This window comes from Acinetobacter sp. BIGb0196, assembly GCF_011759595.1.
Classification (GTDB): Bacteria; Pseudomonadota; Gammaproteobacteria; order Pseudomonadales; family Moraxellaceae; genus Acinetobacter; species Acinetobacter guillouiae.
The window spans coordinates 499,435-525,541 of record NZ_JAAOZA010000002.1 but is presented as its reverse complement, the minus strand read 5'-3'; the positions used below and the strand labels follow the sequence as shown (position 1 = coordinate 525,541).

Sequence of the window (26,107 nt, the reverse complement as noted above, 5' to 3'; positions counted from 1 at the left end):
ACTAGACACCTAATACTTGAAAAGCAGACTAATAAGCCTGCTTTTGAGAAACTGGTGTAGAATAATCTACCAAATTGTATCTGGAGCTCTTATCGAGATTTGAACTCGAGACCTCTCCCTTACCAAGGGAGTGCTCTACCACTGAGCTATAAGAGCATCATCTTCGATGGAGCGGGAGACGAGGGTCGAACTCGCGACATGTAGCTTGGAAGGCTACCGCTCTACCAACTGAGCTACTCCCGCTTAATGTTGGTAATTACCACTTATCGAAGTAATGGTGGTGAGAGAAGGATTCGAACCTTCGAAACTTTCGTGGCAGAGTTACAGTCTGCTCCCTTTGACCGCTCGGGAATCTCACCTTTACACTTACTTTCAGTGTTGTTCTTCAACATTATAACACAAAACCTTAAGATGGTGCCGGCACACGGATTCGAACTGTGGACCTACTGATTACAAGTCAGTTGCTCTACCAACTGAGCTATGCCGGCGTTTCTTAGTGTTTCGTACGTTTCGTATCGGAACGGTGTGCAGTTTAGCAAAACTCAGAATCCTTGCAAGTGTTTTTTGCAAAAAAAACCTCAAAAACTCATAAAATCAATCCGTTTGACGATAATTCAACCGCTTTGATCACTGCGCGAGCTTTTATTTGGGTTTCATTCCACTCTGATTCAGGATTTGAGTCGACAACCAAGCCTGCGCCAGCCTGTACATAGACCTTATTTTCACGAATAACACAGGTTCTGATCGCAATCGACATGTCCATTTCGCCATGCCAGCCCAAATAACCCACTGCACCACCAAAAATTCCACGTTTTACCGGCTCAACTTCGTCAATAATTTCCATTGCACGAATCTTTGGGGCACCTGAAAGCGTGCCTGCTGGAAAAGTTGCCTTAAAAACATCCAAAGCATCGACATCATCCAACACTTCACCTTGTACATTGGAAACAATATGCATGACATGTGAATAACGTTCGATCACCATTTGATCAGTCACTTGCACTTTACCGATTTTCGAGACGCGCCCCACATCATTACGGCCTAAATCAATCAGCATTAAATGTTCCGCAATCTCTTTTTCATCAGAAAGCAAATCTTTTTCAAGCGCCAAATCTTCTTCTTTGGTTTTTCCTCGTGGACGTGTACCTGCAAGCGGACGTACAGTCGCGATCCCATTTTCGAGTCGAGAAAGAATTTCCGGTGAAGAACCTACGATATGAAACGGCTTTTGATCTAAAAGGGTCTGCCCTTGCACCAAAAATAAATATGGTGATGGATTGAGATGTCGTAATGCGCGATAAACCTGTAAAGGCTCACCATCAAAATCCGACACCATACGATGCCCAGGAACAACCTGCATCACATCACCAGCACGGATATATTCTTTAACTTTCTCAATTGACTCAAGGAATTTGTCATGCCCAGTCAGTGACTCAAAATGCGGAGCGGTATGTTTTTTAGCAACCAAGCTGATTGGCATAGCCAATAATGCCTCAATCTCATCCAGCTGTTGCTGAGCCTTGGCATAAGCCTCTGTATCATTAACATCTGCATGCACGATTAAAAACAAAGTATCTTTTAAGTTATCAAACACAATGACGGTTTTAGACAACATCATCCATAAGTCAGGCAGTCCAACGGGATCCGCCTCAGGCACATTCTTTAACCGTGGCTCAATATAACGTACTGCGTCATAGCCAAAGTAGCCCACCAAGCCGCCAGTAAAATTAGGCAGTGCGGGTAAATCTTGCTGGGTGGGTACTTTAAACTGCGCTTGAAAATCACGGATATATTGAAAGGGATCTGCGCATAGTTGGGTATCTATCGAGCCATCTACTAATTTTATCGTGAGCTGTCCTGCATTACAGGAAAACACGATTGACTCTCCCAGTCCAATAATTGAATATCTTGCCCAGTTTTCACCACCTTCGACAGATTCAAAAAGATAGGCTTGTTGATGCTGTTTTAAACGTGCAAATACAGACAATGGCGTATCTGTATCGGCTAAGCGTTGGCGGTATACAGGGATAAGGTTATAACCCACTGATTTTAGTTGTTCAAATTGCGCTAAGGTTGTCATCAGGAATTCTCTCTATTTTCGATAATACTAAGTATGGATGTCTCTGCATTTCACTTAGTGACGCCATCGAAAAGTGCGTTTGCTATTCATTCCTCTTCCCTTTTTTCGCAACAATTTAAATATACCGGAGTTAAGCCAAAAGCTCTGTTAAATCATCCACCACTTGTTGTGGCTGACAGAGTTGAATATCTTCACCGTGATTATAACCATAGCTGACCACAATACAATCAACCTCTGCACGGCGTGCAGCCTCGACATCATTACTTGAATCGCCAATCATCAAGGTTTTGTCAGTTGATGACTGATAAGTTTCAACACAATACAACAATGGTTTTGGATGTGGTTTACGCACTTCAAAACGATCACCACCTATTACATCGACAAAATAGTGATCCATTTGCAATTCTTCTAGAATTTTTCGGGCGGGCTGTTCTGGTTTATTGGTCACACAAATCAATTTCTTATTGTTTTCAATTCCCCATTCTAAAAATTCTAAAATTCCAGAGAATGGTTTGGTATCGACACAAGGTTCTGCATTGTAAATTTCCAAGAATGTATCCAAAAGCTGTTGATGCAGTACAGGATCCACTTCACCTTTTAAATACTTCAATGTACTTTCACAAAATAACGAGGTGCCTTTACCAATCCAAACCCGAACCTGTTGTTCAGTGACTTGGGGTAAGTTCAAACGCGCTAGACTTAAATTCATGGCACGATATAAATCAAATGCTGAATCAACCAAGGTCCCATCCAAATCAAATAAAATCAGTTCGCGTTGGTCTAGCTTTGCCACATTCATGATTTACACCTAAATCGAGTTTTAATTTTTAAAAACGAAAATACAAAAAACAAAGGCATGCGATTGCATGCCTTGAGTGTAGCGCATTCGCAAATTATTTAAACAATAGCCATGCAATAATTGCCAAAATGATCAAAATCACCAGTGTTGCCAAACCTAACTTTGCATTTTTCTGGGTTTCGACATGTTCTTCTGCAACAAGTTCAGGTGCTTTGACCTGCTCTACTTTTGGCTGTGTAGCCGCATGAATATCCACACCTTCTGGAATTGGCGCAGGTTTAGGGATTGCTACACCAGACGGCATACCTTCACGGTTGATTTGCACACTGCTATCTCGTTCTGAAAGCTCAGGCATGCCCTGTTCATTCATCTGATCTGCCACTGTACGTTCTACTGGGGCAACTGGTTTAATTTCAGCAGTCGCCACAGCCTCTGCAGGTTGTTGAACCGGCGTTCCTGCTGGAGCTACAACGGGTTGAACTTCAACCTCAGGCGCTGCCTGTTCAGTTTGCAAAACAACAGGTTTTACCGGTGCAAGTACATTAAATTTAACACTGGCAAATTGAACGATATCGCCGTCCATCAATAGTTTATCTTGATCGATACGGATATCATTCACAAAAGTACCATTGGATGACTTTAGATCTTGAACCCAAAGTGCATCTTCTTTTAATAAGAATGCAGCATGGCGACGTGAAATTTCCGCAGCTTGTAATAACAGGTCTGCATCTTGATGGCGTCCAACCAGCATATCACGGTCAATCGTGACTTCCTGCCCTTCTAACTCACCTGTAATTGCTTGTAATTTCCAAGTCATGATTATCTTCCCATTCTAATTCAAGTCTATCTTAGCATGACATTTCTACAGTGCTAAATCAGCGCAAAACCAAGCTTTATGTTGTCTACGCCACAACAGAACACACCACAATACTTTAACAAGTTATTTTAAATATCAAATAAAGCATGCGATTAGAAGCACTTGTTACGCGAAGCCCACAATGCTACTGCTTACGGATATCATTTGGTTCCTCTGCAACGGGTGTAGTCACCGCATTGCCTTGTACTGCACTTGTCTTGGCACCTGTAGGCACTTTTTGATACTGACTTGGTGGTTGTGCTGTCGGTTGCGGTTGTACCAGCTTAGGCTGCGAACTTGGTGTTGAGGTAATTGGCAGTCGTTGCTGAAAAACATCATCAACATTGGCTGGGAGTTTGGCAAAATTACCATCTTTATCCATCGCCAATTGCAGGCTATACAGCTGATCATAACGTTGTTGAGATACACGGCGTATATCTGCATTATCACCAATTATCGTTGGGTGAATAAACACCAATAAGTTACGTTTAGCATTCGATTTGCCTTCCGCTCTAAATAAACGGCCTAAGCCCGGGATATCACCCAAGAATGGTATAGATTGGCGTGTATGAGCAGTATCATCTGAAATCAAGCCACCTAAGACCACGGTTTGCCCATGATCCGCAAGCACAGAGGTTTTAATAGAACGTTTACTGGTGACCAAATCCGTTGCCTGTCCTTTATTTTCAGCAACTGCGGAGACTTCTTGTTCTACCTCTAAACGAATCGAACCACCCTCACCAATATGCGGAATTACCTTTAAGGTCACCCCCACATCCTTACGCTCAATTGAGGTATATGGATTGACAGTACCCCCTGTCCCGGTACTGACTGAGCCTGTAACAAATGGAACGTTTTGCCCAACGACAATATACGCTTCTTCATTATCCATTGTGACAATCGATGGCGTAGATAATAAATTTGACTTGGTGTTGGCTTTTAAAGCCTGAATCACTGCACCATATAATTTACGAGAACCATCAGCACCTTCTCTATAATCCCCTAAAATCAGAGATGTACCTGCACCAACAGCACTACCTAAACCAGCCGCCCCACCTGACAGATAGCCTGCTGCCAATTTAGATAAACTTGTACCCACATTTGAAAAATTGACGACACCCACACCACTACTTAGATCACCCATTGCCCATTGCACACCGAGTTGATCAGTATCATTACCCTCAACCTCAATAATCGTCGCTTCAATCAATACTTGTTGACGACGGACATCGAGCTGTTGGATCGCAGCTTCTATTTCTCGCATAAGTTGTGGCTCAGCTTTAACCACCAACGCATTTTGAGCACCATCTGCAATAATGCTCACACCATTGGCATTAAAACTGGTGATATTATTTTGATTATTGTTATTTGAGTTGCTGTTTAAATTAATTGCTGGTGTTGAAATACTGCTTCCAGTGCTTGAGCCGGTATTCGATGATGAATTGTTATTATTAAAACTGTTGCTATTGCTGTTGTTAGAACTACTATTAGAAGAATTATTTGAACTAGAATTGACTGCCTGACCAGTAACCAAACCTTGTAAAATTTCAGATAAATTCTTTGCACTGGCATATTTTAATTTAAAGACTTTAAGACCGCCTAAACGATCTGCAGAAGGCACATCCAACATTTCAATCATATTGCGGATACGTTTACGCGTACCTGTATCCCCTTTAATCAAAATACGGTTGGTCCGTGCATCAGCAATAATACGAACCCTTGCCCCAGCAAAGTCTTTCGATGCGCCTGTCGAACTCATGGCATCCAATTGCTTAATGATCTCTTCAGCCTGACTCTGTTGTAAAGGAACAGCTTCAATATCATTTTGCCCAGTACCATCTAAGTTGCGAATAATGGTTTCAAGTTGATAAATATTCGCTGCACGATCAGACACAATTAACGCATTGGTGCCTTGTATTGCCGCCAAATGCGCAAATTGTGGCATTAAAGGACGTAATGCTGGGATCAAATCATTGGGGTTGGTATTTTCCAACCAGATCACCCGTGTTACAACCTGATCACCACGTGCATTATTGCGTGGGTCATAAGGTACACCCGAGTTTTTTACATTACTGTCTGGTACCAAGCGAATGGTATTCCCCGATGGAATAGCCACCACACCATTGACATTCAGCACCCCTAAAAATAGGTCATAAACTTCATTTTTATTTAGAGGTTTATTTGAAATAACCGTGACATTGCCACGTACACGGGGATCGACTGCAAAATTTTTGCCCGTAATATCTGCAACTTCGTTGATAAAAGCCGTGAGATCAGCATCGCGTAAGTTAATTTTCCACGTCTGTGCATGTGCTGCTGTACTGACCGCAACCATCATTGGTGCCGCTGCAACTAAAGCCCAAAGTGGTCGATTGTGATTCAAAAAAGCCATAACTTATTATCTATCCTAATTTTATTTGTAGTCCTAGCCACTTACAAACTTTGCTGAATGGTCATCACCTGATCACCACGCTTAATTTCAATTTTTACTTTGCCATCACGCTTTGCTTGTTCTAGCAGCTGAACATCACTCTGTCCTTGACCTACTGATTGTCCATTGAGTGAAAGAATACGATCTCCAGATCTTAGTCCCAGTTTATTTCGGAGCGCTGCGGGGGTCTGATCTGTCACTTCATAGCCTTGACCGCCACTTGCGTTAACCCCCATGTTCTTTAGGTATTCGTCCCGATTTTCATTCATCCTTTCAATCGCCTGCCCTAAAGCATTTTGGCTTGAATTTTGTTGTGGCGATGGCACAGGATTACTTGCTGGCGGGCTGGTATTTTGATCTGTAGATTGCCCTGGCATAGGCTGATACAAACTATCCAGCCCGGTAAAACGTAACTCTTTACTGTTATTTCCATTTTGACTTAAAACAATATGATCCCAATATACTTCGGATAACTGATAACTGGTACCCTCAATTGGATCACCCACCGCATAACGATCCGCTGTTTCTTTGACTTTAATCACCGCTGAAGAGAAACGCGCAGGATAACTCACGACTACACCTTGCAAGACCATCGGAATACTGTCATCTGCAGTCGCACTAGAACCCACTTCCTCAAACAATGAAAAGCTTGAAATATTGGGCACTTGGATTTGTTGCGAACCTAGACTCACTTGCTCTGGTTGCATGACTTGAGGCGGTGCAACCACCCACCAAAAAATCGAAGCCAGTTTCCAGCACAATGCTAAAATTAAAAGAAATAAAACAACAGGCGCAAGGTGCTCTGTTTTTTTCCAAGAAATATTTTCAAAACGTTCTTTTATATTCATTAGAAACCACCTTGAATGAGTGGTTGTCTAGAACTAATCACAAAAGTATCTAAACCAGCCTTTCCATCATAGGAAGGCACATTGAGTAACATGCGTTGGGTTAATTGCACATCTAACATCATGGTTGGATCTAAGCTGATATTGGCCATCTTCTGGCTACGTTGATCTTGTATATCCAAAATCAGTTTACCCGCCTCATCTTTAAGTTGTGCATTTAAAGACGGGATATTCATTTGATCTTGACGCTGCCCAAAAGTATAACCAAGCTCGCCACCACCCCAATGCAATTGACCATCTACATCACTAAATCCAGTGTCTTTTTTAAAACGTAGGGTCATATCTGAAATTTGAATTGCATTCGCTGGCCACTGCCAATTTGCAATATTCTTTAAGGTTTCTGGTGCAATCTGACCTTGCATCTGATTAATAATTATTTTTTTACCAATACCATAGCCTACAACCCCATTTAGCTGAGTTTGCCCACTATGCACTTCAACATTTGCACCCACACGTAATAAAATCAAATCCCACGGGCGGGTTCTCCACGAAACGGAACCACGTAAATTACCCTTGCGCCAATCTGCTTGCCCTTGCCAAATATTTCCACTGACATTTTGTAAGGTTTGATTGTTCTTATAAAATTTAGAAATCAGCCATGTTGCAGGAACTTGCAAAAGTACAAAAATTAAAAAAGCGACAACTCCAGTAATCCACCACGTTATCTGTTTTGATTTTTTATTCATTCATCTTTACCATCATTCATTTATTCTTCCATGCAAGATGATGCCCTCTTGTTTATACATTATGCATAATTTTTGCATAACGCCAATTCACTCGTATAAAAAAACCAAGCAGATTTGCTTGGTTCTTTGATTTTAAGGTCTTTGAATGACACTTAGATGAAGATTAGATCAAGAAATCTTCTAATTTTGCACCTTTTTCGATTTCTGCAACCAACCAACGTGGTTGTTTACCGCGTCCAGTCCAAGTTTCAGAAGTATCTTTTTTATTGCGGTAACGCGGCTCAACAGCTTTACGCGTTGTCTTTTTACGCTTTTGCGCGCCGTATTCAATAAACTGTTCCAAAGTTAAACCAGCAGATTGCGCAATTTCAATAATTTTATTATAGGCATCTTCAACTGCTTGGTCTTTTTTACTTTCAATTAAAGCTTCTGCTTCAGCTGTTAACTTTCTTAACTCTTCAACCGATAAATTACTAATATCAGGCATCATTAACTCTCCACGTAAATTTCTTAATACTTATTTAAAATAACTTCATAGCAATAGTATTTTCATTTATTCCAATAAGCAATACATATATTCCCCAATAAACACATAAAACAACAAAAAGATTATTATAATTACCTCAAAGCGCTTATTTTCAACATCAAAATAAAGCGAATGCAAAAGAATATGCTGTCTTATGTTTTAAATATAATGATGATAACTGAGGCATTTTTATGTATTTGCCAAATCATTATGCACTGTAGCTTCTAAATCAATTATAACTTTTCGCAACTGTTGAGGAATTAATGCTTTTTTCATCGCTACTTTATCGACAAAAACAATAACTGCTTCTCCGTCCGCCACAATCTGCTGTTGTTGCTGACTGAATAATACATAATGCATGCGTATAGCACTATTTCTCATTTCTTCTACCCGCGCACCAATATGTAGCACATCTGGATAAAATACAGGTTTTAAATATTTGCATTGACTTGAGGCAACAACAGTTAAAACATCTTGGTCAAATACATTTAAACGATCAAAATATTCAATACGTGCACTTTCAATATAACGATAATACATCACATTATTTACATGACCAAAAGCGTCCATATCGCCCCATGCAACCTTTTGCTCATAAACGATCGGGAATTGTGTCAGTGGATTCATGCTGGGTTCTCAAATTTTAAATTGAATATAATTGCTATCTTTTTCAAAAATTGAATTCAATTGTTGAATTAATTCATCATTTCCATTTAAAGTGGACTTGATTCTTAAATAATTCATTAGAATATCATTTGGATATAATGACAGAAGTTGATCTGCTTCATATTCCCGCTGTGTTGCAATATATATATGCCATTTAGCAAAGCAAAAAACAGGAATGTTCATATATTTAGATTCAAGATTTATAATCTGTTGCTCTAAATACTCATAATCTGGATTCTGTCTAAGCAACTGTTGCTGGAACCATAAGTGGAACACATCTTGGTCAAATTTTTCATTAAGTATTTGAATCACCAGCTGCTGCTGTTGCTGAGCAAGTTCAGGTAAACGGGTAATAATTTTTAGCCAAAGCACTTTTGTCTCATAAGGCATTTGATCGAGTTGCGGTTCTATCTCTAAAAATTTTTGCTGTAATAGTTCAGTATCTTCAAAACTTGCTTGGTCATAACAACCCAAAAGCTGTATTAACCACTGCTGTTTAGTCGCAGTTTCTAATTGTCCAAATTGAGTTGAGTGTAAATATTGCCACGGATATTGCAGGGCAAATTGTCCCCATAATTTTTGCACAGACAATTTATAACTTTCTGAAAGTTGATTCAGCCACGGCGAAAGTTCATGTCCATTTAAAAACTCTAAATGGGTCAGCGCTTGTTGACTGTCCTGTTGGGCCAAATAAATTTCGATACGTAAAATTTCCGCCAATTCAAAAGCGGATGGGGAGCTGTGTTCTAAAGCATTTAATGCTTCTGAGTAATGCAGTTGTTTGAGTAATAATCGGGATTGCACAATCGGCTTTAATAAACCAGATTGATCAAAAATCGTTTGAATCACCTGCTCTTGTTCATCTTCACCATCTAATAACCACAATACACCAAACTGTTCAAATGGGTGCAACGTGCTAAAACTCAGTACTTGTTCTAATTTTCTTTTTTCTCGGCGAATATAATGATTGAGGAAATACCATGCCACATGCATCAAAAAACTGATGCCAACGCCAGCAAATGTTAACAACCATAAATTGGTTTGAACTTGAATATTGTGCCAGAGCACATAGACATAACCTGACCCTGCGGTATAACTCAATACACTCAGTACAGCCAGAATAATCAGGCTAATAAAGGCATAGATCAGAAAAATATGTTTCATCGATCTACCCCAAAACAGCCAAGCTATTCAGCTTAGGAATCGGCGGCTGCGATGTTTGCTTCATTTTTAATATTTTTTGCTTAATCTTCTGACTAGCAGCATCGGGTAATATATCCAATTGTTGAATCATTTGATTCAGCATCTCTTGGTATTCAGCAGTTTGCCCTTTAACTAATAATTGTTGTGCCAGTAATAATCTTAATTGGACTTCTTTTAAAATAAATTTACGGTTTGCCAATGCAGGAGTATTTGTTTCAACAATATCGACTTGAAACCATTTTTCCCAAAAGTATTGCGACTGATCTTGATCTGGTTTCAGTTGATTATTTTTCAATTCAGTGATGAGTGCTTGATCAACTTGTTTAAGTAAAGCCTCTATTTGATCTCGCTGGGCATTTCGTTCAATCACAAAGTGTTGAATACTCTGAATATCTTGCGCAATGGTTTGATGTAGGCTTTGTTTTACTGCATCTGCCAACGCATACTGATCTAAAGATTGATTTAACTGAGTAAGATGCTCAAGTGCATACACAAACTGTTGTTGTTGCATAGCAAATTGCACCAACTCTAGTTGCTGTTTAACCACTACACTGGGATGAATACCAGCAATAGGCGTTTGAATCGAAGCGGTTTTCTTTGCCACCTCTTGAGTCGGCTCATCTGTTTGTCGTTTTACTGCCACCAATTGATCATTCAAACTAGCATTCTTTTGTTCACTTTTATGCAGTGTTTGTTGAATATCATTGAGCTGTTGTGAAACATGATAGAAGTTATAACTCAACTTAATGAGCCATCCTAAAGCGATCAACAATAAGACATAAATAAACTTCTTCATAACTTCCTTTGCAACTGCACTATGGTTTGTAGAATGGTTTCTGGCGCTAAATTTGAAATTTGAGTGCTATTCAAACAGGCCTGAGCTGCATTTTTACCATGTCTTAATAATTGATACAAACGCTCACCTAAAACTAAATAATGACAAGCACTCACGATCTCTTGATGATCTCGGGTCAAAGCCAGCCAATTGTGCCAACTGGCTTCACTGCTGATACAACTCCAATAGGGCTTTTCAAATTGCTCAATTTTGCTCACAAAATCTAAAAATTGTGCCTGAGTTTGTTGAGGAAATGCGCGGTCATATAAAACAAAGTTTAAAACATCAATATGACGCGCTTGACATTGTTGCATCATAAATTGACGCCCACCTTCACCACGCCAAAACGCAATTCTCTTGAGCTCTTTTACCTGATTAAACAGCGGCAAGCTTAGCATTCCTTCTGATGTTTCCACCGCAGGAACATGGCTTTCCACCCCATAATCTAAGAGTCGTTGCGCAGTTTTTTTCCCTACAGCAATCCACTGAATATGCTGGATCTGCATAAGTGATAGACCCGATTGCTGAAGATATTGCATACCAATCTGAACAGCTGTAGGACTGACCACAACAATAATTTGAGTCGATAACAGCTGTAAATAAAGTTGTTGTAATGTGTTGTTATATGGACGTGGTGTTAATGCCAATAATGGCAGATCAACCACGTCAAAACCTGACTGGCGCAGACATTCGGTTAACGGCTGAGCCCGATCGATGGGACGCGTATTAATAAATAGCATTGAAGCCTAAAAACTAAGCTTGATAAAGTGCTTTGAGTATTTCTCCAGCACCTTGTTGAAGTAGCTTTTGTGCAAGTTGCACACCTAACTGCTCTGCTTGATCTGGCGTACCACTGACTTGGCTAGATAACAGGGTTTGTCCATCCGCACTCCCTACACGCCCTTCCAAAGACAATGTTTGATCCTTCAATGTGGCAAAACCTGCGATAGGCACTTGGCAGCCACCTTCTAGATAAGCATTAAAAGCACGTTCAGCACGGACACAAGCATTGGTTTCAACATGCATTAAAGGCATGATTAAATCCAAAATCTCTTGATCAGCTGAGCGGCACTCTAAACCCAATGCACCTTGGCCTACCGCAGGTAAGCTAATTTCTGCTGGTAGCGTATGCCGAATACGATCGGAGAGTTCTAAGCGTTTTAAGCCTGCACTGGCAAGGATGATGGCATCATATTGACCTGCATCCAGCTTGGATAAGCGTGTACCAACATTGCCACGCAAATCAATCACATTTAAATCAGGACGCCGTTTTAAAATCTGACATTTACGACGTAAGCTCGATGTGCCAAGTGTTGCGCCTTGTGGTAAATCATCAAACTTTGCATAATGGTTGGAAACAAAAGCATCAAAAGGGTCTTCACGCTCACAAATGACCGCAAGCTCCAAACCATCTGGTAATTGCATCGGCACATCTTTCATGGAATGAACGGCTAGATCTGCACGACCATCCATTAAAGCAGCTTCTAATTCTTTGACAAATAAGCCTTTACCACCAATTTTGGCCAAAGGTGTATCTAAAATTTTGTCACCTTGGGTTACAAAGGTAACCAATTCTACTTTTACATGCGCGTGTAATTGCTCTAAACGATCACGAATATGCTCAGCCTGCCACATTGCGAGCGGGCTCTGGCGAGTTGCTATTTTCAAGGTTTTCATCATTTCAGCTTTGCCAAACTTTTAAACACTCTAAACTTACTCTGCAATCGTAAAAATGCAAGTAAATTATCAAAATGATTTAAGCTTCCCATCAAACTATAAATTCTGCATCCGTTCGCGCAGTAACGGTAAGTGGCGACGACTAACTGCCAAACGCTCGTCTAACTCGCGGCATCGTACCTGATACTGACCGGAGGACACCATTTCCAACCCATCTAAATAATCTAGAGAAATTAAAGCATTACGATGAATACGAATAAATCGATCTGCGAACTCTGTTTCTAAATCTTTGAGCGTTTCATCAATAAGCACACTGCCATTTTTATGGCGCACGGTGACATATTTTTGATCTGCTAAAAAATAGTAAATATTTTCAACAGGAATTAGCTCCAAACCTCGATAGGTTTTTGCAGCAATTTGCTGTCTTTGCACTTTTTCTTCCATGAGTTCTTTTTTTTCTAAGTGAGTTAATTGAGCTTGAGTCAGTTTAGTGACACTCTCCAAAACCGTTTCCAAATCATCCTTGGCAATTGGTTTTAATAAATATCCTTTTGCTTGAGATTGAATGGCTTGCAAAGCATGTTCATCAAATGCCGTACAAAATACGATGGCTGGCGTCGGATTAAAATGTGCTAAATGCTGCGCACAGCTTAAACCATCCATTTCTGGCATTTGAATATCAAGCAACACCACATCTGGCTCGAACTGCTGAACCATTTCCAATGCCTGTTGACCATGTTGCGCTGTTGCAATAACCTGATGCCCAAGTTGCGACACCAATCGTGATAAGCGTTCCACTGCAAGCGGTTCATCATCACAAATCAGGATGTCCATTGCTCCTCCTTACCCAAATATATCGTCTTTATTTTAATGAATTTCCCAATCATCTATTTTTATACTGATATTGGATTACCATTGTAAATAATCCATTCCCTGCATAATTCCGAAAATAAACAGAATCGCCAAAATGTGCTTTTAGACGCTGTTTTACATTTTCTAAAGCAATTCCATGCCCTTCTCTTACTTTTATTCTATCTTGTAAAAATGGGTTGGTAATGACTATGTTGACTTGATTTTGCAATATTTCAACCAGTATGCCGATCTTGGCATCGATAATCTTTTGCTCAACCCCATGAAAAATACTGTTTTCAATTAAAGGTTGTAAGGTTAATAAGGGAATTTTGACCTGATCTAATAACAGCGGTTGTTGAATATTCCATTCCACATTTAAACGATCTCCCAAACGAATTTGCTCTATTGCAATATATTGTTGAGATAACTGTATTTCTTCTTTTAAGGTCACGAGCTTTAATTCTTGAAAACTGGCTCTAAACAATTTGGATAAATCTATCAGCATTTGTTCAGCTTTATCGGGATCAATCGCAATTAAACTCACCACGCTATTTAAACTATTAAATAAAAAATGTGGATGAATACGTGCTTGCATGGCCTGAATACGCGCATTCAATTCACTGTTTTGCTGCAATACTGCTTGTTCACGGATATACAAGTAGCGTAAACAAAATGCGCCCAGTAATACCCCATAGCTGACATGCAAAATAAGATTATGCGAAATGTCTTGGATGGAAATATTTTGTAAAGAAAAATGCGTTCCCCAATAATGAATAATATTTAAAACCAGTGTTGTACACAGCACAATCGCCTGTAAAAGGATAAAACTGAATATTGAAATAGATAAATAGGTATATTGCGAGAGCCTTTTTTCAAATACATCCTGAAAAGCGGCAAAGGCCAATAATATCCAATTAATATATAAAATATATTCTAAAACATGCCAAAGATTTAAATTGCCCCATGATTGTGCTTCAGCCAATGCCAATAAAAAAGCCAACACATTACTAGAGATAAATAGTTCGAATAAATACTTGCGATGCCCCATTTTGCTAAAGAAATAAGACTGATAAAAACCGCGCCCAGATTTTATTGATGAATGATTGCGCTTTACTTCGGCAAGTGAGGCTGAATTTGTTATACTGCGTTTAGTTCTACTGCTTTTTTTCCTACTGAGCCGATATGACCACATCTTCTAATTCCTCTAATCCGTCACAAGCCCAAACGTCAGGCATGTGGGGCGGTCGTTTCTCTGAAGCTACTGATGCCTTTGTTGCTGAATTTACTGCATCAGTTCAATTTGACCAACGCTTTTATAAACAAGATATTGCTGGCTCGATCGCACATGCGACTATGTTAGCAAAAGTTGGTGTCCTTACAGAACAAGAACGTGATGACATTATCAATGGTTTAAACACAATTAAAGCTGAAATTGAAGCAGGTCAATTTGAATGGCGCATTGATTTAGAAGATGTGCACATGAATATCGAATCTCGTTTAACTCAGCGTATCGGGATTGCAGGTAAAAAATTGCATACCGGTCGTAGCCGTAATGACCAAGTTGCCACAGACATCCGTTTATATGTACGTGACGAAATTGATGCGATTTTGACTTTACTGGAAAAATTACAAAAAGGCATCTTGGGTTTAGCAGCGAACAATACTGACACCATCATGCCAGGCTTTACCCATTTACAGACTGCGCAACCTGTGACTTTTGGTCATCATTTGATGGCGTGGTTTGAAATGTTGGTGCGTGACTCTGAGCGTTTAATCGACTGCCGTAAACGTGTCAACCGTATGCCTTTAGGTTCAGCTGCGCTTGCTGGAACAACCTATCCTATTGATCGTGCTTATACTGCAGAATTGTTAAACTTTGAAGCCGTTGCTGAAAATTCTTTAGATGCAGTATCTGACCGTGACTTTGCAATTGAGTTCAATGCTGCTGCATCTTTAATCATGATGCATTTATCACGTATGTCAGAAGAAATGATTCTTTGGACTTCTGCACAATTTAAGTTTGTGAATATTCCTGACCGTTTCTGTACTGGCTCATCGATCATGCCACAAAAGAAAAACCCAGATGTTCCTGAACTAATTCGTGGTAAAACTGGCCGTGTCTATGGCGACTTAATGAGTCTGCTCACCCTCATGAAGGGTCAACCTTTGGCCTATAACAAAGACAACCAAGAAGACAAAGAACCTTTGTTTGATGCGATTGATACAGTGCGTGGTTCATTGATGGCTTTTGCAGATATGATTCCTGCACTTGTACCAAATATTGAAATCATGCGTGAAGCGGCGCTACGTGGTTTCTCTACCGCAACAGACTTGGCTGATTACCTTGTAAAAAATGGCGTTGCTTTCCGTGATGCACATGAAATCGTAGGTAAAGCCGTGGCTTTAGGTGTGCAAGAATCGAAAGATCTTTCTGAGTTAAGCCTTGAGCAATTACAACAATTCTCAGATTTAATTCAAGCAGATGTGTTTGAAAAAGCTTTAACCCTTGAAGCATCTGTCAATGCACGTAATCATATTGGTGGTACTGCGCCTGCACAGGTTGCTGCTGCCATTGAACGCGCTTATATCCGTTTAGAAAAACTTTATGCATAAGGAGTTTTGATATGACTCGACAAGTATTTTGCCGTAAATATCAAAAAGAGTTAGAAGGTTTAGACTTTGCACCCTTTCCAGGTCCAAAGGGTCAAGTGTTATTTGACACAGTGTCTAAACAAGCTTGGCAAGAATGGTTAAAACACCAAACCACGTTAATCAATGAAAAACGTTTAAACGTGTTTGAACCAGATGCAAAAAAGTTTTTAGAAGAACAGCGTGAAAAATTTTTGGATAATGATCAATCATTGGAAATGGCGGAAGGCTTAAAGCCTGAGTAATGACCGAAGCCTCCTAAGGCAAAAATCCAAAAGTGATGTGCATCTTATGCACATCTAAAAAATCCCCGTCAGGGGATTTTTTTATTGCTTCATCGTACAAGATGACGCGATCACATGAGCCTATAAATTTAATCTTATATATTTACTTTTCCCACGTATAAAAAAAGGAGTCTTGGAGACTCCTATAAAACTTAAAACACGGCAGTAGGTACATGCTGTGCAATCAATATACATTGATGGCATGGCTTAATATTGACCAAAGATACCGAAAACGCTGACCAATCACGACAAATTATAGATTTTACACGACGCAACCATTTCATTTCACAGCAGTTTTAAACAGATCAGAACAAGCAACAACGTTCAAAAACCCAATTAGGCCACAGAATCGTTGAGCTTTTGTGTATTGTCCTCAACCAATAACGGTTTTTTCTCTACCCATTTGGCTGGAAAATATTTTTCTATGCTGGATGATAACCAGTTTGCGATTGGCTGAGGCAATTTCACACCTAAAGGATTCTGCTCTTGCAGATCCGCAGAAGAAATCACCCGTGTTCCCATCAGGTAGTCAAACCAAGGCTTAGTGACACACCAGTTGGCATCTTGGTTCGAGTTCATATGGTGATCATAATGCCAAGGAATTTTCTTCATCGCCCAATCTGGCTCTAAATGTGCACGGCGATGGATATAATAATAATTACACGCACTATAAAGCGATGCCGCAACCATTCCTTTCGAAATCGGGTAGAAAATCAAACTTGCCGCACCAGCAACCACCGCCAAAGAAACGATTTCATTTTTGGTTCGCCAATTTGAAATCCCTTCTACATAGCCATCATCATGAAAATCTTGTTTACGCACTTCACGATGGTGTTCCCAATGCGATTTCATACTGCGTGGCACTGGACTGAAACGTGGTTTCCCTGGGCGATGTTGACCATGTAAAATATAGTTATGCGCAACCCATTCAAAACCATTTGCGACGACCAATCCGACTAAAAAACCTTTTAACATAATCAATCCCTCTTGCTTATTGTGAATATAAAACATGCTGGGAAATAGGTATTGACATCAAAAAGTATTTTCATTGACAAATTACGACAAATTAAAATAGTATAATGTTTAAACTACAGCTGACGTAGATCACACAATAACAAGATGTGTAAATGATGCAATTAAAGGACTATGCGGGCTCGATATATGGCGGGCTTGGGCAATTACTCTATACTTTTAGTGAAGCTAAAGGTCTAAAGATCTCATCCAAACTACAACAGATTCAAAATGTTGAACGCTTTGACTATACCGTTTGGCGTGAAATCTTGGATGACATTCAATCACAAGTACAAAGCCCAGCTTTGGGTCTAGACATCTCTAAATATGTACAACCCAAACATATTGGTATCATTGCCTATATTGCACAATCTTGTGACACGCTTGGAGAGGCACTCACCCGCTACCATGATTTTCATCGATTGATTTATGATGGAAGCCCGCTGAAAGTTGAATATTATGATGAACAGCACATCTCGGTACGTTGGGAAAATCTACCCACCCATTTAACCACTCAAATTACTGATGAAATTGCGATGGCCGTGGTGATTCAGTTTTTAAGACAATTTATATCCGATGATATAACGCTGTATCAGGTTAATTTTATTCATCCTCAACCTAAAAACAGCATGCTGTATCAAGCATTCTTTAAGTGTCCTGTACTCTTTCAACAAGAAAAAGTCGAACTGATCTTTCCCATCAGCGCACTTGCGATTTCCTTTAAACGCAGTGATCAAACCCTGCAAAAATTGCTGATGCAACAAGCGCAGGCCTTACTTGAAAGCTTACCCAATGCCACCCAGTTAGATGAACGCTTACAACAAAGTATTTTATTGGGATTACAAAAAAACAATTATCAAATCGAAGCGATTGCCAAACAACTGAATATGTCGATACGACAGTTACAACGTCATCTACAAAGTCAGAACACCACCTACCAACAACGTGTTCAGGATGTCCGCCAATTATTAGCCTTTCAGTATCTACAAGATCCACATTTAGGCTTGCATGAAATTGCCCTGCTTCTCAGTTACTCAGAACAAAGTGCTTTCCAACGTGCGTTTAAACAATGGACAGACTTAACACCGCAACAATGGCGTCTTCAGCATCGAGAATTTAAGTAATTGTGAATTAAATTTATAGATAAAAACAGCATGATTCACCATTCTCACTACTCATTTGTTTAGCATTAAATATCTGTAAAATATAATTTTTTAAAATAAAATCAGAACATTAGCCGATATTGATATGAATATTTTTTATTTGTGATTTTATTTTCATATTTTTAGACTATTATCTTTATACAGAAAATAAAAGTTGTATCCACCCCACGGTTATCAACTATCTAAAAATAGTCATATAACCCCATTCCGTTCAAAAAAATAATTTAGGAATCAATATGAATAAATATCTCGCAGAATTTATCGGAACCTTTTGGCTGGTGTTTGGAGGATGTGGTAGCGCAATATTTGCCGCTGCTTTTCCAGAACTGGGCATCGGTTTTGCTGGTGTTGCACTGGCATTCGGTTTAACCGTACTCACAGGCGCTTTTGCTTTAGGGCATATCTCAGGCGGGCATTTTAACCCTGCAGTAAGTGTAGGTTTATGGGTAGGTGGTCGTTTTAATGCCAAAGACTTAGCACCTTATATTATTGCTCAAGTCATCGGTGGTATTTTGGCCGCATTTGTTTTGTATTTAATCGTACAAGGTCAGGCGGGATTCACAGGAACTGGTGGATTCGCCAGCAATGGTTTTGGTGATTTATCCCCTGGCAAATATTCTTTAGTCTCAGCATTGTTAATTGAAATCGTATTAACTGCCTTTTTCTTAATTATTATTCTCGGTTCAACAGATAAACGTGCACCTGCTGGCTTTGCCCCGATTGCCATCGGTTTAGCACTTACTTTGATTCACTTAATTAGTATCCCCGTCACCAATACTTCAGTCAATCCAGCTCGAAGTACTGCTGTGGCTTTATTTGCTGAAACAGCAGCATTGAGTCAATTATGGTTATTCTGGGTGGCACCAATTGTCGGTGCAATCATTGGGGCATTGATTTATAAGGTTGTGGGTAATGAGCCTCAATCCTAAATAGATTTTCAATGTAAAAAACCTGCTTCGGCAGGTTTTTTTATACATATAAACCAATAAATTAGAACATAACTAATTCAAAAATGGCTTAAAAATAAATATGCTCTTTAAAGAAATGGATTTTCTATTTCACCTTCGCTTTGACGTGCTAACTGTTCTGGTAGATCACTTTGCTTCTCTAAACTTGCTACAACTTCATTGAGATAGCTTTGTAAAAGCTTAGCCGCTTTTAAGCCAGCTTGATCTTTGGTGATCTGTAAATTGCCATAAATACTGACACAATCAGTTTGATTTTCTAAGGTTAAATCATGAATTGAATGTGATTCTGTGCCATTCTCAAACGGTTTAAACATTTTTAATTTTCTCAATTTTTTTCAATCTTATTCACAGTATAAATAGATTCTCAAAAGATACTGCACCATCAGCGCTGAATTATTTCAAAATTTGTAAAATATATTGCAACAACGCTTCAACCAATTGTTTCACCAAGGCATCTTTGGTTTCTGGGTCTACTTTTGGCAATTGCACATCCGATGTCGCTGTTGAACCACTTTTGGGTTGGAACTGCTTTTGCAGTGCGCTGATTTTATCCTGACTGACCTCTTCTGCACATTGGCTTTCCGCATCCCAATGTGAGTACTCAATTTCTTTATTGACCTTGACCTGCTTTGCGTTCAAAGGCAATTTATAGGTATTACGCTTTTGTTCTTCAGTCAGTTGTGGAAATAAATTCATCCCCAACTGTTCTTCTAAATAGCATACGCTGACCACTTTAACCTGAAGTGAATCATTATTTGGCGCATAGTACGCACCAATGATCCCGTGTTTAGGCAAGTAAATCGCTTTATAGATCGCGGTTGGAACAATCACACCCTTTCCAATGGTTTTTAGTTTTTTGCCAGAAAACACTGGGCCAGTGACCACATACACATCTTTCTTTTGCTTGGTGACAATTGCACGAGTTGCTTCTTCTAACTCACGCCAAACTTGTTGGTTATTTTTAGCAGCTTGCGGCACCATATTGGCCAAAGAAAAGCTGTCGAACTGTGATTCCTTATTGGGCATATCAGCATTGGGTGACATATGACCACGGTCATAGCCTGAACCACGATAATCCGATAATAATGCACGATGTGTAGCGTTTACACGTGGCTCTTCGTGGAAATTATCTTCACGTTTAATCTTTTGACTTAAGCGCTGTGGAGATAAATATTCTGCTGTCCATAACGGTGTTTTAGAAACACCCGAATACATTACATTAAACCCGTTAAAACATAAGGGATAACTGTTTTTCTTTAAACTTTCTTTGATTAAAACAGGTGGTTGCTCTCGATAGAACTGATTTAAACACGCAGAGTTATTGGTACTACTTTGGGTAAACGGCAGTAACTGAAAAATTTTCTCTTGGCCAAACGCAATCGCAAAACTTCCAGTAGCAACAACACCCAACACCATTTTAACTACTGAATTTTTCAACAAAGGCTTCCTAAACAAGGTTAAATAAACAATCCACTCAAAATCCATACAAATTAAGTTTTTGAATTTAAATAGCTTAACAAGTCAATAAACTGAAAGATATTGTGCCGATCTTCAACCGAGTAAAGCTTCTACGATTTGTGCTTAACTAAACAACATTCCATGTAACAATTTATTGTTTATTTCACAAAAAATGCTAGAAAATCAAATATCTTACAGATGCTTTATCGCACTTGTGCTCATGATTATGTCATGTTGCGCAGTGTTGTTCGACAGCCTTGCGACACAGTTTGTCGTATAGGATCGTTTTATACTGATGTATCAAGATTCGCTAGGGAGAATTGAATGATGGAACCATTCAAACTCAGCATTCTAAAGGGTTTGATACTGTCTCAGTGCAATATCAGCCTATCTACTTTTGCAGGACCAAGAATATAGAGAATAAGAATTTTTATTTTCAGGATTTAGAGAAAAAATCTCTGCCAAAAATAAAGTGAACCAATGTAATACACCAACACATAAAACCCATGGGCAAAAAAAAGCCAGAATGACTTCTGGCTTTTGATTGATATGAATTTAGATTTCGATCTGGCTGCCCATTTCAACCACACGGTTTGGCGGGATTTGATAAAAATCACTCACTGGACTGGTATTACGTTGCATCGAAATAAACAGTTTTTCACGCCATGGCGCCATTCCATCACCCACGGTATGAATCAAACGATCACGTGAGATGAAGAAACTGATATGCATCATGTCAAATTCAACTTCAAGCTGCTTATAAGCCAACTCTAGTGCATTTGGAATATCAGGTTGATCCTTAAATCCATAGTAAACAAAAACTCGTTGGAAGCGCTTATCTAAGACTTCAACACGAATTCTTTCTTGGTCTGGTACATACGGAACATCACGGGTAATCACCGTCACCATAATATTGCGTTCATGCAGGACCTTATTGTGCTTGATATTGTGCAACATCGCATGTGGAACAATATTTGGATTACCGGTTAAGAATACCGCTTGACCCGGTACAAACTGTGTTTCATCACTCAAACTGACACTTTTAATAAACAGATCCAACGGCAAGGCATCTTTTTCCAAACGGTTAAAGACAATTTCTCGCCCGGTTTTCCATGTCATCAAAATAGTAAATACGATTGCACCGATCAGGATCGGAACCCATCCACCTGAAATGATTTTTAATGAGGTTGACCCAATAAAAATACTATCAATTACTAAAAATGGGATCGCAAATAATGCCACTTTCCACTTTGGCCAACGCCAAAAACCATATGCCAAGATTGAAATCAAAATCGTATCGCATAACATGGTCATGGTGACCGCTACACCATAAGCATTGGCAAGATTGGCACTGTTTTGGAAAATCACAATCAATAAAAGAATCGAGACGTAGAGTATCCAATTGATAAAGGGCAAATAAATCTGACCTTGTTCCACATCAGAGGTGTGATGCACGGTTAATCTTGGCAGATAGCGTAACTGAATGGCTTGGTTTGCCATTGAAAACACACCTGTAATCACCGCTTGTGAGGCAATCACCGCTGCCGCTGTGGCTAAGGCAATCATGGGGTATAAGCCCCACTCAGGTACAAGCAAATAGAATGGGTTTTCAATCGCACTTGGATTACGTAGTAATAATGCACCTTGCCCTGCATAATTCAATAACAAACAAGGCAAAACAATGATAAACCAGCCTAAACGAATCGGCAGTCGGCCAAAATGCCCCATATCTGCATAGAGTGCTTCACCACCTGTAACCGTCAAAATCACCGCACCCATGGTTAAAAACGCCACAAAGGGTTGATGAAAAATAAAGTTCAGCGCCCAATGTGGACTGAGCATGCTTAATACATAGGGGGTTTGGCTAATACTATGAATACCGATTAAACCGATAGAGGCAAACCACGTTAGAGTGATTGGACCAAAAAACTTACCCATGGTTCCCGTACCATGTCTTTGTACCAAAAACAGTGCGGTAAGAATGCCGATTGCTAAAGGCATCAGCCATTTATTAAACATAGGTGTGGCAATACTCAGCCCTTCAATGGCTGAAAGTACTGAAATTGCCGGGGTAATAATGCCATCACCAAAAAACAGTGATGCACCAATAAATCCCAAGGCAATTAAATAGATTTTGCGATTATCTGCGATACGATTAGATCGTAAGTTCAGCGCCAGCAAGGACATGATACCACCCTCACCATTGTTATCTGCTCGCATGATAATGGTGACGTATTTAAAGCTGATGGTGAGCATCATGCACCAGAAAATCAGTGACAAGATCCCAAGCACGGTCGCTTCGGTGATGGCAATGTGTGCAGTTAGAAAACATTGGCGTAGGGCGTACAAGGGACTGGTTCCGATGTCTCCAAATACCACCCCTAATGCTGCGAGTGTGATCGCAGGTAACGCGGCTTTTTTTGCAGTACTTTGCATAGATTCGTCTTCAAAAATTTAGACACTATTTTTGCGCAATCATATCACTGTGAAATTTTTTTTGCTCTAAATCAATTGTTGCTTGGCAGAAATCTTTTTTTTGGTTATTATCCCACGCCTTGGTGAAGTGTCCGAGTGGCTTAAGGAGCACGCCTGGAAAGTGTGTATACGTTTATAGCGTATCGAGGGTTCGAATCCCTCTTTCACCGCCATTTTCTATTCTTACAATATCTAATGCTGTCTTTAAAAGCTTAAATCTAAAGGGTTTAAGCTTTTTTTATGTCTAATACAATCTGATCAGAACTATTGCAATCTAGATATAGTTGGGGGTATAACTGGGGGTATAATAAATTACCCCCAAAATTATACCCCCAAATTCTGTGGAAACATTGCAATGCTTACAGATGCTCAAGTCAGAAAAATTAAACCATCAGAAAAGAAAACTAAATACGCTGATGAAAAAGGCATGTATCTAGAGGTCACCCCTTCTGGAGGAATGCATTGGCGCATGAAGTTTCGTTTAAATGGAAAAGAGAATATCTTCAGTATTGGTACATACCCTGAAACGACACTTGCCCAAGCTCGCCGTGCCAGAGATGAAGCTCGATTGAAATTGAAAGATGGGATTAGCCCCAACGAAGCGAAGAAACAAAAAAAATTACAAGCAGATGAAAATACACTTTTTAAAACACTTGCTATGGAATGGATGGAAGATCGTAAAGCCGTCATAAAAGAAACCACTTACTTACGAGATCTGTCTGTATTTGAAAAAGATCTCTTCCCTGCTTTAGGTCACATGCCAATTGATCAAATTAAAGGTAAAGATGTACTTGCATGTGCTAAAAAAATTGAGGCTCGTGGAGCTCAAGAAATGGCAAAACGTTCAATTCCTTTAGCTGGACGTATTTTCCGTTTTGCAATCCGTAAAGGACTGATTGAGAATGATCCAACTCCACATCTTCAAGAGGCTCTAAAGCCTCGTAAAGTGAAGCATATGGCTCGACTGGATATTTCTGAGTTCCCACCTTTTCTTGAGCGTATGGATCGTTATCATGGCAATCCAATGATCAAAACGGCTATTCAGCTGATGACTTTAACATTTGTGCGTACAGCTGAATTGAGAGCAATGGAGTGGAATGAGATCGATTTTGATAATCATTTATGGAGAATACCTGCTGAAAAAATGAAAATGGCACAGCCTCACATCGTTCCATTATCCAAACAGGCGATTGAACTCATTGAAAGCTTACGCTCTCTTACTGGCAATAAGCAGTATGTTTTTTATAATCACAGTACAGCCAAACCTATGAGTAGTAATGCTCTACTCTGCGTTATTCGCACCATGGGCTATAACGGCAAAATGACTGGACATGGTTTTCGTGGACTTGCATCAACGACATTACATGAACAAGGTTATATGCATGATGCAATTGAAATCCAGTTGGCGCATAAGGTTGGTAATGCTGTGTCTCAGGCATATAACCATGCACAGCATTTAGAGTACCGAACAAAGATGATGCAAGAATGGTCAGATTTTATTGATGAGTTGAGGAACAAAACTACTTAAATCCGAGAACCAACTTATTGGATTGATGCTCTATTTGATAAAATAACTCACTATCTTCAGGTGAGTTATTTTTATATCAATTTTATAGGTCCATATACCAAATGGTTTCACCCCAAGCATTATTCGGAATCTCTGGCATAACTTCACCTTGATTAAAATGACGCTTTTCCATATTGTTTGCTGGACTATACCAGTCACCTGATTGTGGACAAATTTGCCCAGCTTCACATCTTAATATTTTAGCATTTGGATTAGTAATATCATTTTCAGACGGTACAAACTCTCGCGCAAATTTAACTAAATCTTTTGGATAGACCAGATGAGTTATTTCACTATCATCCAAATCTAGTAAGTACACATATGCTGCAGCTTCTATTGCCCAATAACCGAAATATAAACCTTCATCCATTTTATGAGTATCATGCCAAGCTGCACTTTCAAAGGCTGGATACCATAATTTCAAATACTCTTGAATATCTTGGACACTTTCTTCTTTTGTATCTCGATATTTACTAAAGATTAAAGATCTATATGGATTATCAAAAAACCATTGATCCACATCATAACGATCATTTAATTCGAATGATAAAAAATCCTCATACAAGGTATCTAATTGATCAGTTTGATCATGATAAATTTTATCTTGCATTGCAGCAATGCGAGGGAGCAAATCACGTCGATGCAATAAATAACACCAACCAATTAATTGCATACAACGCTCATATTCATCTATAGCGGTAAAGTAAAACGGAGCCCAATCATTATCCTCCTCATCTTTACGCAACGCTAAGGTATATTCCTCGTATTTAACAATGATATCTTCTAATTGAAGTCTCAAAGCAGAAATATCAAAACCTGCAGTAAAATTTAAACTTAGTAAATCGTAAGCATGTAGAGATAAAAAATAATCTAAACGTCTGATATCAGCGGAGCTGCCTTCATACAGTTTTTTGCTATCTTGAATTTCAATAGGTAATTCCTTATAAAAAGTATTAACCCTATTAAAAATTTCATCTGTCAAGAAAACTTGTCTTCTTTGATTTTGTACTTGCATC

The 26,107-nt window shown here is 39.3% G+C and carries 24 protein-coding genes and 5 tRNA genes; 6 read left to right on the top strand and 23 right to left on the bottom strand.

Features of this window, described 5'->3' with window-relative positions; translation table 11 throughout:
• Window positions 1-81: 81 nt before the first annotated feature.
• From FHR28_RS15225 to FHR28_RS15140, 18 genes are all read right to left on the bottom strand, one after another.
• Window positions 82-156, bottom strand: a tRNA-Thr gene (locus FHR28_RS15225).
• A gap of 11 nt (window positions 157-167) precedes the next feature.
• Window positions 168-243, bottom strand: a tRNA-Gly gene (locus FHR28_RS15220).
• A gap of 32 nt (window positions 244-275) precedes the next feature.
• Window positions 276-359: transfer RNA gene (locus FHR28_RS15215), tRNA-Tyr, on the bottom strand.
• A 53-nt stretch (window positions 360-412) separates the two neighbouring features.
• Window positions 413-488: transfer RNA gene (locus tag FHR28_RS15210), tRNA-Thr, on the bottom strand.
• Window positions 489-586: 98 nt separating this feature from the next.
• Complete coding sequence (gene trpE, locus FHR28_RS15205) at window positions 587-2,080, bottom strand: anthranilate synthase component I (RefSeq protein ID WP_166783005.1); 1,494 nt, start codon at window positions 2,078-2,080, stop codon at window positions 587-589.
• Window positions 2,081-2,210: 130 nt separating this feature from the next.
• Window positions 2,211-2,879, bottom strand: a complete 669-nt coding sequence (locus FHR28_RS15200) for an HAD-IA family hydrolase (RefSeq protein WP_004718496.1) — start codon at window positions 2,877-2,879, stop codon at window positions 2,211-2,213.
• Window positions 2,880-2,973: 94 nt separating this feature from the next.
• Window positions 2,974-3,696: an FHA domain-containing protein gene (locus tag FHR28_RS15195; RefSeq protein WP_166783004.1), complete on the bottom strand. Its 723-nt coding sequence runs from the start codon at window positions 3,694-3,696 to the stop codon at window positions 2,974-2,976.
• A gap of 184 nt (window positions 3,697-3,880) precedes the next feature.
• A complete protein-coding gene (gene gspD, locus FHR28_RS15190; protein ID WP_166783003.1) occupies window positions 3,881-6,127 on the bottom strand; it encodes a type II secretion system secretin GspD in 2,247 nt (748 codons plus the stop codon).
• A 41-nt stretch (window positions 6,128-6,168) separates the two neighbouring features.
• Complete coding sequence (locus tag FHR28_RS15185; RefSeq protein ID WP_004718502.1) at window positions 6,169-7,014, bottom strand: type II secretion system protein N; 846 nt, start codon at window positions 7,012-7,014, stop codon at window positions 6,169-6,171.
• Window positions 7,014-7,757, bottom strand: coding sequence for a type II secretion system protein N (gspN, locus tag FHR28_RS15180; protein ID WP_004718504.1), 744 nt, complete (start codon window positions 7,755-7,757; stop codon window positions 7,014-7,016). The genes FHR28_RS15185 and gspN overlap by 1 nt, the downstream gene beginning before the upstream one ends.
• Window positions 7,758-7,920: 163 nt before the next feature.
• A complete protein-coding gene (locus tag FHR28_RS15175) occupies window positions 7,921-8,247 on the bottom strand; it encodes an H-NS family nucleoid-associated regulatory protein (protein WP_004718506.1) in 327 nt (108 codons plus the stop codon).
• 225 nt (window positions 8,248-8,472) lie between these two features.
• Window positions 8,473-8,910, bottom strand: coding sequence for an acyl-CoA thioesterase (locus tag FHR28_RS15170; RefSeq protein WP_004718508.1), 438 nt, complete (start codon window positions 8,908-8,910; stop codon window positions 8,473-8,475).
• A 9-nt stretch (window positions 8,911-8,919) separates the two neighbouring features.
• On the bottom strand, window positions 8,920-10,113 hold the full coding sequence (locus tag FHR28_RS15165) for a heme biosynthesis protein HemY (RefSeq protein ID WP_166783002.1): 1,194 nt from the start codon (window positions 10,111-10,113) through the stop codon (window positions 8,920-8,922).
• Window positions 10,114-10,117: 4 nt separating this feature from the next.
• Window positions 10,118-10,948: a hypothetical protein gene (locus FHR28_RS15160; protein WP_166783001.1), complete on the bottom strand. Its 831-nt coding sequence runs from the start codon at window positions 10,946-10,948 to the stop codon at window positions 10,118-10,120.
• Window positions 10,945-11,727 carry a uroporphyrinogen-III synthase gene (locus FHR28_RS15155; RefSeq protein WP_166783000.1) on the bottom strand — a complete coding sequence of 261 codons (783 nt, stop codon included), beginning with the start codon at window positions 11,725-11,727 and terminating at the stop codon, window positions 10,945-10,947. Before FHR28_RS15155 ends, FHR28_RS15160 begins: the two co-directional genes overlap by 4 nt.
• A gap of 13 nt (window positions 11,728-11,740) precedes the next feature.
• Complete coding sequence (gene hemC / locus FHR28_RS15150) at window positions 11,741-12,664, bottom strand: hydroxymethylbilane synthase (protein ID WP_166783571.1); 924 nt, start codon at window positions 12,662-12,664, stop codon at window positions 11,741-11,743.
• A gap of 96 nt (window positions 12,665-12,760) precedes the next feature.
• Window positions 12,761-13,498, bottom strand: coding sequence for a LytR/AlgR family response regulator transcription factor (locus tag FHR28_RS15145; RefSeq protein WP_004818489.1), 738 nt, complete (start codon window positions 13,496-13,498; stop codon window positions 12,761-12,763).
• A 49-nt stretch (window positions 13,499-13,547) separates the two neighbouring features.
• Entirely contained in the window at window positions 13,548-14,708 is a 1,161-nt protein-coding gene (locus FHR28_RS15140; RefSeq protein WP_034617632.1) for a sensor histidine kinase, read from the bottom strand.
• Here FHR28_RS15140 and argH point away from each other — a divergent pair.
• Both argH and FHR28_RS15130 read left to right on the top strand, forming a co-directional pair.
• Window positions 14,699-16,129, top strand: coding sequence for an argininosuccinate lyase (gene argH / locus FHR28_RS15135; protein WP_004718519.1), 1,431 nt, complete (start codon window positions 14,699-14,701; stop codon window positions 16,127-16,129). The genes FHR28_RS15140 and argH overlap by 10 nt on opposite strands.
• Before the next feature lie 11 nt (window positions 16,130-16,140).
• Window positions 16,141-16,410 (top strand): oxidative damage protection protein, encoded by a 270-nt coding sequence (locus FHR28_RS15130; RefSeq protein ID WP_004818487.1) that lies wholly within the window; start codon window positions 16,141-16,143, stop codon window positions 16,408-16,410.
• A 375-nt stretch (window positions 16,411-16,785) separates the two neighbouring features.
• On the opposite strand, the gene FHR28_RS15125 is transcribed toward FHR28_RS15130, so the two are convergent.
• Window positions 16,786-17,424 (bottom strand): sterol desaturase family protein, encoded by a 639-nt coding sequence (locus tag FHR28_RS15125; RefSeq protein WP_034618016.1) that lies wholly within the window; start codon window positions 17,422-17,424, stop codon window positions 16,786-16,788.
• A 152-nt stretch (window positions 17,425-17,576) separates the two neighbouring features.
• Here FHR28_RS15125 and FHR28_RS15120 point away from each other — a divergent pair, with 152 nt between their 5' ends.
• Window positions 17,577-18,584, top strand: coding sequence for an AraC family transcriptional regulator (locus tag FHR28_RS15120; protein ID WP_166782999.1), 1,008 nt, complete (start codon window positions 17,577-17,579; stop codon window positions 18,582-18,584).
• 275 nt (window positions 18,585-18,859) lie between these two features.
• Entirely contained in the window at window positions 18,860-19,552 is a 693-nt protein-coding gene (gene aqpZ / locus FHR28_RS15115) for an aquaporin Z (protein WP_105713870.1), read from the top strand.
• 107 nt (window positions 19,553-19,659) lie between these two features.
• Here aqpZ and FHR28_RS15110 read toward each other — a convergent pair whose 3' ends face one another.
• The 3 genes from FHR28_RS15110 to FHR28_RS15100 form a co-directional block, all read right to left on the bottom strand.
• A complete protein-coding gene (locus FHR28_RS15110) occupies window positions 19,660-19,905 on the bottom strand; it encodes a hypothetical protein (protein ID WP_004818484.1) in 246 nt (81 codons plus the stop codon).
• Window positions 19,906-19,984: 79 nt separating this feature from the next.
• A complete protein-coding gene (locus tag FHR28_RS15105; protein WP_228722124.1) occupies window positions 19,985-21,007 on the bottom strand; it encodes a DNA/RNA non-specific endonuclease in 1,023 nt (340 codons plus the stop codon).
• 597 nt (window positions 21,008-21,604) lie between these two features.
• Entirely contained in the window at window positions 21,605-23,485 is a 1,881-nt protein-coding gene (locus FHR28_RS15100) for a potassium transporter Kup (protein WP_004718533.1), read from the bottom strand.
• 121 nt (window positions 23,486-23,606) lie between these two features.
• Here FHR28_RS15100 and FHR28_RS15095 point away from each other — a divergent pair.
• Together FHR28_RS15095 and FHR28_RS15090 are read left to right on the top strand one after the other, a co-directional pair.
• Window positions 23,607-23,697, top strand: a tRNA-Ser gene (locus tag FHR28_RS15095).
• Between the two features lie 182 nt (window positions 23,698-23,879).
• The gene (locus FHR28_RS15090) at window positions 23,880-25,052 is read left to right on the top strand and encodes a tyrosine-type recombinase/integrase (protein ID WP_166782997.1); all 1,173 of its coding nucleotides are present in this window, start codon (window positions 23,880-23,882) and stop codon (window positions 25,050-25,052) included.
• An 82-nt stretch (window positions 25,053-25,134) separates the two neighbouring features.
• Here FHR28_RS15090 and FHR28_RS15085 read toward each other — a convergent pair whose 3' ends face one another.
• Window positions 25,135-26,106 (bottom strand): PoNe immunity protein domain-containing protein, encoded by a 972-nt coding sequence (locus FHR28_RS15085; RefSeq protein WP_166782996.1) that lies wholly within the window; start codon window positions 26,104-26,106, stop codon window positions 25,135-25,137.
• Window position 26,107 lies beyond the last annotated feature (1 nt).